The sequence below is a fragment of the Micromonospora ureilytica genome, assembly GCF_015751765.1.
GTDB lineage: Bacteria > Actinomycetota > Actinomycetes > Mycobacteriales > Micromonosporaceae > Micromonospora > Micromonospora ureilytica.
In genome coordinates this window covers 6,253,727-6,266,075 of sequence record NZ_JADOTX010000001.1, presented here as the reverse complement: position 1 = coordinate 6,266,075, position 12,349 = coordinate 6,253,727, and the positions used below count along the sequence as shown (strand labels likewise).

Below are 12,349 nucleotides of genomic sequence, written 5' to 3'. Positions count from 1 at the left end.
TGCAGCACAAAGGCAGCGAGCGCGTGCCACCCTTAGGCGACATGTCGCGACAGCCAGCGCGGTTGTAGCCGAGATGGGGAGCACCGGACGACAGTCAATGACACCAGGTGATCCGCCGTGCCCGCGTTCGCGATGAAGAGATCGAACCCTCGCGGGATGGAGCGACGTTCAGCAGGTAGTTCAGCAACCAATCCGACCGATGGAGGCTCCTAGCAGCCGGTAAGGGCCCAGGCACTGGCGCAGCGTCAACGCTTGGAAGCTGAGTGCCTGGGGGACGGCCCGGAACGCTCGCCAGCGCAGAATGATCTTCCACGGACGGTCGAGCCAGTCGAGTAGCCAGCCCTTGGATGGGCGCGGCCGATCGATCTCGTCCCCAAGGATGTACCACCCGATGTCGGGATCTCCAGAGCGCTCCGCCGCTTCCCAGTGCGCCACGGCGGCGCCGGATAGATCGTCAACCAGCCCCTGCGGCACTCCCGCTCCCCGAAGAGCTACTTGCAGCTGGGTCCAGGTAGACCTGGAGGCCGAGCCAGTGGCCGTCCCCACCCTTGGTCCAGACGTTGCGGTCCGATCTTCACGAGAAGATCCGCAGCCCTCCGCCGAGCCTCATTCGGCGACCGAGCGAGGCTATCCCGGCTCCGGGGAGCGACATTCCTACGGGCCCCGCCCGATTACGCACGATCGAACGACGACCGGGAGGGCGCAGGGTTCGAGTCCATGGCCCAGAAGCCGTGGCCCAAGACTGATCCCCGCGTCGCCGACAAGCAGGCGCGATGCTTGGGTGTTGTTGCCGATTTTCTCTGTTTTGGATCAAGGCGCCGCGCTCCGCGCGGCGCGGGCGGTGAGCCGGCCGGCGGCAAGCCGCCCCGGCTGCCTTCGGCGCCGGGGCGGTGAGCCACCGACTGCCGCCGGACCGCCGCCCCAACTCCGCTGGTCTAGACGCAGCACGACCATGGCCAGGCGGTACGGAAGCCGGCGAGTCGACCTGATCGCGGACCAGGGCTTCCGACTGCCGCGCCAGTCCAACCCCAGGACTGGCTTGCCCTCGGCCTACCTCCCACGGCCAGCGAGATGCCAGCCCGGAGCCCTCAGCCGGTCGCTAAGCGCGCGGGGCCATGTCAACCCGGCGAGCGGCCACCAACGCCAAGAGTCGCAGCCCCAGGAGAGCCTTGAGAGGCAACATCGACCTGCCCACCATCTGCCCACAACCAGTCGTGACAGGCTGGACCCAGCCAGACTTGGCTAGATCAACGACAACGGCCCCCGATCAGCATCTCTGCTGGTCAGGGGCCGTGTCCGCACCTGGTGGCGGGTAGAGGATTCGAACCTCTGAAGCTTTCGCGACGGATTTACAGTCCGCTCCCATTGGCCGCTCGGGCAACCCGCCAGGGCACCCCACCGCGTCGCAACGCGGCGGCGGAAGCAAGAATAGCGGCTCCCCCCGGTACCGACGCAACCGGGTACGGTCAGGGGGTCGTGCCGCTGGTCGGCGGCCGACGGCAGGCCCAGACCGCCGGACAGCAGGAGCAGATACATGGCAACGAACCCGTCGTTCGACATCGTGAGCAAGGTTGACCGTCAGGAGGTCGACAACGCCCTTCGGCAGGCGGAGAAGGAGCTTGCGACGCGGTTCGACTTCCGTGGCACCGGCGCTGAGATCTCCTGGTCTGGCGAGGAGGCGATCGGCCTTCAGGCGGAGACCGAGGAGCGCGTCCGCGCCGCACTGGACGTGTTCAAGGAGAAGCTCGTCAAGCGGAACATCTCGCTGAAGTCGCTGGATGCTGGGGAGCCGCGCCCGTCGGGCAAGATCTTCAAGATCGACTGCAAGGTGATCCAGGGCATCGAGACGGACAAGGCCAAGGCCATCAGCAAGAAGATCCGCGACGAGGGCCCCAAGGGCGTGCAGGCGCAGATCCAGGGCGACCAGCTGCGCGTGACCGGCAAGAAGCGCGACGACCTGCAGGCCGTCATCTCGCTGCTCAAGGGCGAGGACTTCGGCGTCGCCCTTCAGTTCAACAACTACCGCTGACGGCTGCCCGCCCCGACCCGTCACCGATCTCCGGACGCACATTGTCCGGCTGAGATCGACTCGAGTTCCTGAAAGTCGGGGCGTCCGGGCGACCGGACACCGCGACTTTCAGGAAACCGAGTCGATCAAGCGCGGGGCCGACCCGGACGCACGCCAAGCCGGACGCACGCCAAGCCGGACGCACGCCAAGCCGGACGCACGCCAAGCCGGACGCACGCCAAGCCGGACAAAGGCCGAGCCGGACGCAGGCGGTCAGACGGGGACGGGTTGTTCGGCGCGTACGGCCGTGTTTTCCGCGCGGGCGATGGGCCCGGCGGGCAGTGCGGCTACCGCGGCCCCGACGGCGACGGCCGCCCCGGCGAACAGGAACGCCCAGCGGACGCCGCCGGCGTGGTCCACGATCAGGCCGGCTACCGAGCCGCCGGCGGCGCTGGACGCCACCGCGACGGTGACCACCCAGGTGTAAGCCTCGTTCAGCATGCCGGTCGGGGCGATCCGGCCGACCAGGGTGTTCTCCAGGGTCAGGGCGGGTGCGATGGTGGCCCCGCCGACGACAAGCGCGACACCCAACGCCAGTGGGGTGGGCATCACGGCGAACACGGCGAAGGTGGCGGCCAGCGCGGCGAGCAGCAGGGCGAACTGCCGGGTCATGTTCGGTGCTGGCCTGCGGACGCCGAACCAGAGCCCGCCGATGGCGCTGCCGACTCCCCAGACGGCGAGCAGGACGCCGGCGAGGCTCTCCGGGTCGTCGGTGGTGTGGTCGCTGGCGAACGCCGGCACGATCACCCCGGCGGCCCCGAACGCGATGCCCAGGCCGGCCACGCAGATCAGCAGGGCCGGGAAGCCGGGGACCCGCAGCGGGCCGAGCCCACGGGCGTGGTGCTCCTGTGGGTGCGGACGCCAGCCGCGCATGACCCGACCGAGGGCCACGGCGGTCGTGCCGACCAGGGTGACCACTGCCGCTCCGATCAGCGCGGCTGCCGCGTCGGCGACGAGGACGAAGCCGGCGACGAGCAGCGGGCCGAGGACGAAGACGATTTCGAACAGGGTGGTCTCGGCTGCCAGCGCGGTGTTGCGCAGGGGGGATCGGCCGGAGTTGGGGCCGGTCAGGTCGTTCCAGGCGCCGCGGATGGCGGCGGTGAGCGGCGGGTAGGTGGCGCCGGCCACGCCTGAGGCGAGGTAGATGACGGGGAGGGCGTCGTCGCCGGAGCGGCTGGCCAGCAGCAACCCGATGAGTGCCAGCGGGTGGGCCACTGCGGTGAGCAGCAGGACGGGGCTGGGGCCGACCCGGTCGGCGATCCGTCCGGCGACCGGGCTGAGCGCGGCGCCGGCGAGGGCGTAGATGCCTCCCGCGATGGCGGCCAGCGAGTAGCGCCCGGTCACCTGCTCGACAACCAGGAGCAGCGCCAGCGGGGTCATGCCGATTCCGAGCCGCCCGATGATGCCGGTGATCAGCAGCATGGGCGCGCCGGGGATCCGCCAGACACCCAGGTACTGACGCAGCGCGGTCACCGTGAACCTCCCGAGGATGTAATGAGCGTGAGCCGTTATGACCCTAACGCCGCCGCCTGACGGGAAGACAGCGGAATAGGTCTCCGACGCAGCGATCCGCCCGTACCCGGCGCGGCCGGGTACGGGCGGAGGCGGTGGATCAGTGGATCGGTGGATCAGCGCTGGAACTGCACGGGCCCCGAGTTGCGGGCCATCTGCTCCAGCCGGGCGACGCGGTCCTCCATCTTCGGGTGCGTGGAGAACAGCGCCGCCATGCCGCCGCCCCGGAACGGGTTGGCGATCATGAGGTGGGCGGTGCTGGTGAGCTGGCCCTGGGCGGGCAACGGCCGACGTCGGGCCACCGCGTCGATCTTGCGGAGCGCGCTGGCCAGGGCCAGCGGGTCACGGCTCAACTCGGCGCCCGAGGCGTCCGCCTGGAACTCGCGGCTCCGGCTGATCGCCAACTGGATCACAGTGGCCGCGATCGGGCCCAGGATCAGGGTGAGCAACAGCACGGCCGGGTTGGGTCGGTCCTCGTCGTCCCCGCCGCCCAGCGGGATGAAGAAGGCGAGGTTCGCCAGCAGGGTGATGATGCTGGCCAGGCCGGCCGCCACGCTGGAGATCAGGATGTCCCGGTTGTAGACGTGGGACAGCTCGTGCCCGATCACGCCGCGCAGCTCGCGGTAGTCGAGGATCTCGGTGATGCCCTGGGTCACGCAGACGGCGGCGTGCTGCGGGTTGCGACCGGTGGCGAACGCGTTGGGCTGCGCGGTCGGGCTGACGTAGAGCCGCGGCATCGGCTGCTTGGCGTCGGTGGCCAACTCCCGGACCATTCGGTACAGCTCGGGGAACTGCGCCTCGGTGACCGGTTGCGCGCCCATCGAGCGCAGTGCGAGCTTGTCGGAGTAGAAGTAGGTGACGCCGTTCATGACCAGAGACACGAGGACGGCGATGACCAGGCCGCCGCTGCCGCCGAACCAGTAGCCCACCGCCAGGATCAGGGCGCTGAGCAGGCCGAGCAGCGCTGCGGTCTTCAGACGGTTGTGGTGCACGATGTCTCCTTCGGTGCACGGATCGCCGGGATCCGCTGACCGGTGTAACAACCCGGTACCCGTCAACCATCCGTCTCAACGCTGAGAGTTGACTGAGATCGGGGTCGGGCGGGGTCAGCGGCCGGCCAGGTCGAGCACCAACTGCGGAGCGACGCCGAGCACCACGGCGGCCACCGTCGCCACCGCCAGCACCACTGCCACCACCGCCACCACGGGTACGCCCGGCGCTCCGCCACCGGCGAGCGCCGCTGCCGGGCCGGGCGTCGTCGTCGGCGCCCAGAGGGCGGCGGTCACCCGCAGGTAGTAGGCGAGGCCGATCACGGCGTTCAGCGCCACCACCAGCGCCAACCAGGCCGCACCACCGTCCAGCAGCGCCCGGACCACTGTCACCTTCGCGAACAGGCCGGCCAACCCCGGCGGCAGACCAGCCAGACCCACGAGCGCGAGACCGAACGCCGCAGCCCGCCAGGGGTGCCGCCGGGCCGCCCCGCGCAGGTCGTCCAGGGTGCCACCGTCCGCGCCGGCCGGGCGCAGTGCGGTCAGCCCGGCGAACGCCGCCAGCTCCAACACCACGAAGAAGACGGCGTACGCCACGGCGGCCGCGTACGCGGCGGACCGCGCCTCCTCCGTGCGCCCGGCGGCCAGCGCCAACGCACCCAGCGGGGCGAGGATGTACCCGGCCTGTGCGACGGACGACCAGGCGAGCAGCCGGACGGTCCGCCGTTGACGCAGGGCGACCAGGTTGCCGACGGTCATGGTGAGCACGGCGAGCAGAGCGAGCACCGGACCGGTCTGGTCCGCCGGCAGCGCCCGCTGCACCACGGCGAGCAGCGCGACGAGGCCGCCCAGCTTCGACGCGGTGGACAGGTAGGCGGCCACCGGCAACGGCGCGCCGTCGTAGGTGGCCGGCGCCCAGGCGTGGAACGGCACCGCCGCCACCTTGAAGGCAAGACCGACCAGCAGCACCGCCACCGCGGCGGTGGTCAGCGGCAGGTCCCGCACGTCCGGCTGCTCGGCGAGCAACGCGCCGAGCCGGTCCAGGTGCAGGCCACCGGTCACCGCGTACAGCAACGCCGCGCCGAGCAGGGTCAGCGTGGTCGCCACCACGCTGACCACGAAGAAGGTCAACGCCGCCTCGGCGCTCGCGAGGCTGCCCCGGCGCAGGCCGACCAGCACGTACAGCGGCAGGGTCAGCGTCTCCAGGGCGACGATCAGCGTGATCAGGTCACCGGCCGCGGCGAGCACCACGCCACCGGTCATCGAGCAGGCCAGCAGGAAGGCGTACTCGCCGACCGGTGACCGCCCGGCCCGCAGCGCGGGCACCGACAGCCCGAGCACGCCCACTGTGAGCAGCGCGACCACCACGCCGACCAGGGCGGCGCGACCACCGAAGATCCAGGAGCAGTCGGCGCCCACACAGAACGTCCGCCGCTCCGCACCCGCCCCGACCAGCGCGGAGCCGACCGCGGTGCCGAGCGCGCCGAGCGCGGCCACCGCGATCGTGGCCCGTGGCCGAGCCACCAGCAGATCGGTGATGAGCACGAGTACGGCCGTGCCGGCGGCCAGGTAGGCCGGCAGCAGCGCGACGCTGTCCACGCTCTGCACGACGTTCATGGTTTGACCACTCCGATCAGGGCGTCGACGGGGGCCTCGGCTACGCCGAGGACCAGCGTCGGCGCCAGCCCGATGGCCAACGCGAGCAGCACCAGCGGCACCCACGCGGTCAACTCCGCACCGGCCAGGCCGGGGCCAACCTGCCCGACGGCGGGGCTCGGCCGGTTGTGGGTGACCTGGCGCAGCAACCGCAGGAAGTACGCGGCGGTGAGCGCCCCGCCTACCGCCGCCAGCACCCCGAGGGTGGTCCAGAGCGGGCCGCCCACCTGGACGGCGGCGATCACCGCGAACGCCTCGCCCCAGAAGCCGGCCAACCCGGGCAGACCCAGCGACGCGATCGCCGCGAACGCGAGCAGACCCGCCAACCGGGGCGCGGTCTCCCGCAGCCCGGACAGCTCGGCGAGGGTGCCCGTGCCGGTACGGTCCTTCACCGCTCCGGCGAGGAAGAACAGCAGGCCGGTGATCACCCCGTGCGCGACGTTGCCGATCAACGCCGCCTGGATGCCGACGGTGGTCAGCGTGGCGACGCCCAGCAGCACGAAGCCCATGTGCCCCACACTGGAGTACGCGATCAGCCGCTTCACGTCCGACTGAGCCAGACAGACCAGCGAACCGACCAGGATCGCGGCGACGGCCAGCACGCCGAGCACCGGCGCCGCCCAACGGGCCCCCTCCGGCGCCACCCCCACCGCGACCCGGATCAGACCGTAGGTGCCCATCTTCAGCAGCACCCCGGCCAACACGACACTGCCCACCGTGGGGGCCTGGGTGTGCGCGTCGGGCAGCCAGGAGTGCAGCGGCCACAGCGGGCTCTTCACCGCGAACGCCACCGCGAGCAGTGTGAACGCGGCCAACTGGGTGCCCCTGGACATCCCCGCGCCACCGGTGAGCGTCACCAGGTCGGCGGTGCCGGCGGCGGCGACCACGACGTACACGCCGACCAGCAGCAGCACCGACCCGAACAGCGTGTAGAGCGCGAACTTCCGGGCCGCCCGACGCCGGTCCGCGCCACCCCAGCCGGCGATGATCGCGTACATCGGCAGCAGGACGACCTCGAAGAAGAGGAAGAACAGCACCAGGTCCAGGGCGAGGAAGGTGCCCAGGATGCCCACCTCGACCACCAACAGCAGCGCGACGAGCGCCCGGCCGCTGCCGCCGTCCGGGACCCGCCACATCGTGTACGCGCAGCAGAGCAACGTGAGCAGCGCGGTCAGCACCACAAGCGGCCAGGAGATGCCGTCGACGCCGAGGTGGAAGCGCAACTCCAGGCCGGGCACCCAGGGCAGATCCAGTTGGTGCCACGGGCGCACCGCCGGCGCACCGGCCGACCAGGCGACCCAACCGCGACCGCCGAACACCAGCGGCACCGCGGCCAGCAGGGTCAGCGCCGCCGCGACAGTGCCGACCAGCCGGGCCGCCCGGTCCCTGGGCGTAGCCGCCACCGCGACCGCACCCAGCGCCGGCAACGCCAGCACAGCAACCAGCAACACCTGACCGAAGCTCATCGGACCGCCTCTGTTCGCGACTGCGGGGCTCGCAAACCCGGCTCACTCCTCGCGCTCACTGGATAACTCCAAGCACTGCGGCGGCCAGGCCGATCAGCAGCGCGCCGGCCAGGACGCCGGCGGCGGCTCGGGGCAGCGCCGCGCGGTGCAGCGCGGCCAGCCCCGCGCCCAGACCGGACGCGGCTCGCCCGCTGCCCTCGACCGCGCCGTCCACCACCACCTCGTCACCGGTGCGCGCGGCGCGGGCCAGAGCGCGGACGGGGCGTACCACAACTGTGTTCTGGACGTCGTCGAGCCGGAACGCGCGGGCGAAGACCGGCCGCAGCGGACCCAGCGCTGTCGCCGGGTCGGCGGCCGGGTCGCGCCGCCAGCCCAGCGTCACCAGCGTGGCGCCGACCAGCAGGAACGCGAGCGGCAGCAGCACCCCCGGCCCCAGATGGACCAGGCCGTCCTCGGAGCCCGCCACCGGGACGGTGGGGAACCGCAGGCGGTCGGTGAAGGCCCCGACGAACCCGACCAGACCGAGCAGCGCGGCCGGTACGGCCAGCAGCAACACCGGCCAGCGCAGCACCGCCGGCGGGTCGTGTGGCCGAACCAGGGGCAGGCGCGGAGCGCCGAAGAAGGCGCGCAGCAGCAGCCGACCGGCGTACCAGGCGGTGACCGCCACGCCGACCAGCCCGGCGACCCAGACGATCCAACCCACCCAGGACGGGGCCGCTCCGGTGCCCTCCAGCGCGGCCGATTCGGCGACAGTCAGTACGCCGTCCTTGCTCCAGAAACCGGCCAGCGGCGGCACCCCGGCCAGCGCGCCCAGGCCCACCACAGTGCACCAGAACGTCACGGGCATGCTGCGCCGCAGCCCGCCCATCTCCGACATCAGTGTGGTGCCGACGGCGTGGATCACCGCGCCGGCGGCGAGGAACAGCAGCGCCTTGAAGGCGGCGTGGGTGAGCAGGTGGAACAGGGCTGCCGACGGTGAGCCGACCGCCAGCGCGCCGGTCATGTAACCCAGTTGGGACACCGTCGACCAGGCCAGCACCCGTTTGATGTCGTCCTGGGCGGTGGCGGCGAGCGCGCCGAGCAGCAGCGTGATCGCGCCGAGCACCCCCAGCACGGTCAACGTCACAGGCGCGGCCGTGAACAGCGGGTAGAGCCGGGCCACGGCGTACACCCCGGCGGCGACCATCGTCGCGGCGTGGATCAACGCGGAGATCGGGGTCGGGCCGGCCATCGCGTCCGGCAGCCAGGTGTGCAGCGGGAACTGCGCGCTCTTGCCGGCCACACCGGCGAGCAGCAGCAGGCCGGCGGCGGTCAACGTCGCGCCGGAGTGGTCGTGGGCGAGCACGTCGGCGATCCGGAAGCTGCCCGTCGACACGCCCAGCAGCGCGATGCCGAGCAGGAACCCGACGTCACCGACCCGGGTCACCAGGAACGCCTTCATGGCGGCGGCGGGGGCGCCGGCCAGTCGGCGGTCGTGGGCGATCAGGAGGTACGAACAGAGGCCCATCACCTCCCAGCCGACCAACAGCATGATCAGGTCGCCGGCGACCACCACCAGCAGCATGGCGCCCGTGAAGAGGCTGATCTGGGCGGCGTAGGGCGGGTAGCGGTGGTCCACGTCGACGTCGTCATGGGGACCACGCCGCAGGTAGCCGATCGAGTAGACCTGCACGGCGAGGGCGACCGCTGTGACCGCGACCGCGACCAGCGCGGCGGCGCCGTCCAGTCGTACGCCGAGGGTCACCACCAGCCCGCCGAAGTCGACCCAGGTGCTCGACGTCTCCGTCGGCCCGTCGACAGTGAGCAGCAGCGCGACGGCCAGCGCCAACGCACCGGCCGCACCGGCGACACCGAGCGTCACGGCGGCCGTCCGGGCCCGGTCGCCGCCGGACGCGCTGTCGCGCCGGGGGGCCGGCGGCAGCAGCAGACCGAGCAGACCGGCGACCAGGGGTACGGCGGGCAGCAGCGCCCCGAGCAGTCCGGTCACCGGCCCACCTCCGAGTCCAGGACGGCCGGCTCGCGCCCGCCGACGGGATCCGACGGCTCGGTCAACGGCACGTCATCCACGGCGACTGTCGCCCGCAGCCGGTAGAGCTGAAGGACGATCGCCAGCCCCACCCCGATCTCGGCGGCGGCCAGAACGATGACGAAGAGGGCGAAGACCTGCCCCGAGTGCGGCAGCACGGCGCGGGCGGTGGTGTCCGCGGTGACCAGGATCAGGTTGACCGCGTTGAGCATCAACTCGACCGACATCAGCACCAGCACCGCGTTGCGACGACGCAGTACGCCGTACACGCCGAGGCCGAACAGCAGCGCGGCGGTGACGTACGGGATGACCGGCCTCACCGGAGCCCCCCGGGCTCGCTGTCGACCAGGTCGCCTGCCGTGCCGTCGCGTTGCGGGGCGGCTCGGCCGATGTCCGGCCGGGACAACACGATCGCGCCCACCAGGGCGGAGAGCAGCAGCACCGAGAGCACCTCGAACGGCAGCACCCAGGACTGGAAGATCTGCTCCCCCAGCCGCTCGGCGGTGCCCGCGGCGGGCAGCGCGACGGTGCTCCAGCGGTACGCGTCGACAAGCAGGGCGGTCAGCCCCAGCCCGGCGCCGCCACCGATCAGAGCCGCCGGCCAACCGGGCCGGTCCAGGTCGTCGGAGGCGCCGATCGGCGCTCGGGTCAGCATCACCGCGAACAGCAGCAGGACCACCACCGCGCCCACGTAGATCAGCACCTGCACCCAGGCCACCAACTCGGCGCTGAGCACCAGGAAGTCACCTGCCAACGCGCCCAGGCACACCACCAGGTAGAGACCGGCCCGGACCAGGTGTTTCGTGGTCACCACCAGCACGCCGGCGCCGACCGCCACCGCGCCGAGGGCGAGCAGCAGCACATCCGCCCCGGTCACCGGGCCGCCCTGCCGGCTCGGGCGCTCACGACGCCGGGTCCTGGTCGGCGTCGGGAGGTATCGCCGACGGAGCGGGACGTGCGGCGGCCGCCTTGCGCGCTGCGGACGTCTCCTCCTTGGCCGGCTCGCCGTTCGGGTCGTGCGCGGGCGGCGGCGGAACGGTGGCCATCCACTGACCGAGGTGGTCCTTGTCGTGCAGCAGGTCCTTGATGTCGTACTCGGCGTACTCGAACTCCGGTGACCAGTAGAGCGCGTCGAACGGGCAGACCTCGATGCAGATGCCGCAGTACATGCAGAGCGAGAAGTCGATGTCGAACTTGTCGAGCACGTTGCGCTGGCGGGGGCGGGCGGCGCCGGGCACCACCACCTCCTCCTTGTGCGAGTCGATGTAGATGCACCAGTCCGGACATTCACGGGCGCAGAGCATGCAGACCGTGCAGTTCTCCTCCGACAGGGCGATCACCCCACGCGAGCGGGGCGGCAGGTCGGGGGCCACGTCCGGGTACTGCTGGGTGGTCGAACGGCTGGTCATCGTCTTGAGGGTGACCGCCAGCCCTTTCACCAGGCCCGCGCCGGGTAGGCCGCGGTCGCTGGTGTCGCCGCGCTCGCTGGGGTCGCTCATGTCGACCATCCTGCCCTGTGGCCACGGCGCGCGCGACCACCACCCACAGGTCGACGGCGGTACCGTGGTCGCGGGGAGAACGAACGCACCTGGAAGGACCTGCCATGACCGCCGCGCTGCAGAGCGACTACCCGCCCGAGAGCGAGTGGACGACTGACGACCTGGATGCGCTGCCCGAGGATGGCCGTCGCCGGGAACTGCTCGATGGAGTGCTGCTGATGTCCCCCTCCCCCACCCGTACCCACCAGACCATCGCGATGCGTCTTGGCACCGCGCTCGACGAAGACTGCCCCGACGGCTACGACGTGACCCAGGCGGTCGAGGTGCGGATCAACCGCACCCGCTCGTTCATCCCCGACGTGCTGATCACCACGTCGGTCGCCGCCGCCCGAGAGCCGTCGAAGTACGAGCCGCACGAGGTGGTGCTCGCCATCGAGATCGTCTCACCGAGCACCCGATCCATGGACCGGGTGTTGAAGCCGGCGCTGTACGCCCAGGCCGGCATCCCCTACTACTGGCGGATCGAGACGGAGGGCGCGCTGGAGGTGGTGACCTACCGGATCGACGCGGTGAACGAGGTCTACACCGAGACCGGGCGGTGGACGAAGTTCGTCGACACCGGCGAGCCCTTTCCGATCAATCTGCCGATCAGCCGGATCACGCCCCGGGTCCGCTGACGACGGCCGGTGGGAGCATCTCGACGCCGAGTTGTTGCAGCAACTGGAACAGCTCGTTGCAGCTCCACACCTCGACGATCCGGCCCGCCGCGTCGAAGCGCAGGAACGTCGCCCCCGAGTAGCTGACCACCTGCCCGGTCGGCGGCACCGGCCCGAACTGCCCGACGTGGGTGCCGGCGGCCCGCCAGTGCACGGCCACCCGCTCGCCGGCCGCGACCACGTCGACGATCTTGTAGCGGAGATCCGGGAAGGCCGCCCGGCGCTCACGATGCCAGGCCAACGTCGCCTCCGGCCCGGTGCCGCCCAGCCCCGGGCACTCCTCGGCGACCAGCTCGTACGCCGACTCCTCCCGGCGGGCATTCCACACATCGGCGATGAACCGCCGGGCCGCCGCCTCCACATCCGTCATGCCGGCAGGGTATCCGGGACCACTGTGCGCCGTAGATCCGCGAGGAT

At 71.6% G+C, this 12,349-nt stretch carries 12 protein-coding genes and 1 tRNA gene; 2 read left to right on the top strand and 11 right to left on the bottom strand.

The window, feature by feature from the left end:
* Positions 1-180: 180 nt before the first annotated feature.
* Together IW248_RS28755 and IW248_RS28750 are read right to left on the bottom strand one after the other, a co-directional pair.
* Positions 181-474 carry a hypothetical protein gene (locus IW248_RS28755; protein ID WP_196929450.1) on the bottom strand — a complete coding sequence of 98 codons (294 nt, stop codon included), beginning with the start codon at positions 472-474 and terminating at the stop codon, positions 181-183.
* 829 nt (positions 475-1,303) lie between these two features.
* Positions 1,304-1,387 (bottom strand) — tRNA-Tyr (locus IW248_RS28750).
* Positions 1,388-1,534: 147 nt separating this feature from the next.
* Here IW248_RS28750 and IW248_RS28745 point away from each other — a divergent pair.
* Entirely contained in the window at positions 1,535-2,029 is a 495-nt protein-coding gene (locus IW248_RS28745; RefSeq protein ID WP_124820931.1) for a YajQ family cyclic di-GMP-binding protein, read from the top strand.
* Positions 2,030-2,281: 252 nt separating this feature from the next.
* On the opposite strand, the gene IW248_RS28740 is transcribed toward IW248_RS28745, so the two are convergent.
* From IW248_RS28740 to IW248_RS28705, 8 genes are all read right to left on the bottom strand, one after another.
* Positions 2,282-3,541: an MFS transporter gene (locus tag IW248_RS28740; protein WP_196929449.1), complete on the bottom strand. Its 1,260-nt coding sequence runs from the start codon at positions 3,539-3,541 to the stop codon at positions 2,282-2,284.
* 155 nt (positions 3,542-3,696) lie between these two features.
* The gene (gene htpX / locus IW248_RS28735) at positions 3,697-4,572 is read right to left on the bottom strand and encodes a zinc metalloprotease HtpX (RefSeq protein WP_196929448.1); all 876 of its coding nucleotides are present in this window, start codon (positions 4,570-4,572) and stop codon (positions 3,697-3,699) included.
* Between the two features lie 114 nt (positions 4,573-4,686).
* Positions 4,687-6,186 carry an NADH-quinone oxidoreductase subunit N gene (locus tag IW248_RS28730; protein WP_196929447.1) on the bottom strand — a complete coding sequence of 500 codons (1,500 nt, stop codon included), beginning with the start codon at positions 6,184-6,186 and terminating at the stop codon, positions 4,687-4,689.
* On the bottom strand, positions 6,183-7,691 hold the full coding sequence (locus tag IW248_RS28725; RefSeq protein WP_196929446.1) for a complex I subunit 4 family protein: 1,509 nt from the start codon (positions 7,689-7,691) through the stop codon (positions 6,183-6,185). The genes IW248_RS28730 and IW248_RS28725 overlap by 4 nt, the downstream gene beginning before the upstream one ends.
* Positions 7,692-7,746: 55 nt before the next feature.
* Positions 7,747-9,678, bottom strand: coding sequence for an NADH-quinone oxidoreductase subunit 5 family protein (locus IW248_RS28720; protein ID WP_196929445.1), 1,932 nt, complete (start codon positions 9,676-9,678; stop codon positions 7,747-7,749).
* Entirely contained in the window at positions 9,675-10,037 is a 363-nt protein-coding gene (gene nuoK, locus IW248_RS28715) for an NADH-quinone oxidoreductase subunit NuoK (RefSeq protein ID WP_124820926.1), read from the bottom strand. Before nuoK ends, IW248_RS28720 begins: the two co-directional genes overlap by 4 nt.
* The gene (locus IW248_RS28710; protein WP_196929444.1) at positions 10,034-10,594 is read right to left on the bottom strand and encodes an NADH-quinone oxidoreductase subunit J family protein; all 561 of its coding nucleotides are present in this window, start codon (positions 10,592-10,594) and stop codon (positions 10,034-10,036) included. Before IW248_RS28710 ends, nuoK begins: the two co-directional genes overlap by 4 nt.
* Positions 10,595-10,619: 25 nt before the next feature.
* Positions 10,620-11,216, bottom strand: coding sequence for a NuoI/complex I 23 kDa subunit family protein (locus IW248_RS28705; protein WP_124820924.1), 597 nt, complete (start codon positions 11,214-11,216; stop codon positions 10,620-10,622).
* Positions 11,217-11,320: 104 nt separating this feature from the next.
* On the opposite strand from IW248_RS28705, the gene IW248_RS28700 reads away from it, so the two are divergent.
* Positions 11,321-11,893, top strand: coding sequence for a Uma2 family endonuclease (locus IW248_RS28700; RefSeq protein WP_196929443.1), 573 nt, complete (start codon positions 11,321-11,323; stop codon positions 11,891-11,893).
* Here IW248_RS28700 and IW248_RS28695 read toward each other — a convergent pair.
* A complete protein-coding gene (locus IW248_RS28695) occupies positions 11,874-12,302 on the bottom strand; it encodes an ester cyclase (protein WP_196919851.1) in 429 nt (142 codons plus the stop codon). The two genes, IW248_RS28700 and IW248_RS28695, sit on opposite strands and share 20 nt — an antisense overlap.
* Positions 12,303-12,349 lie beyond the last annotated feature (47 nt).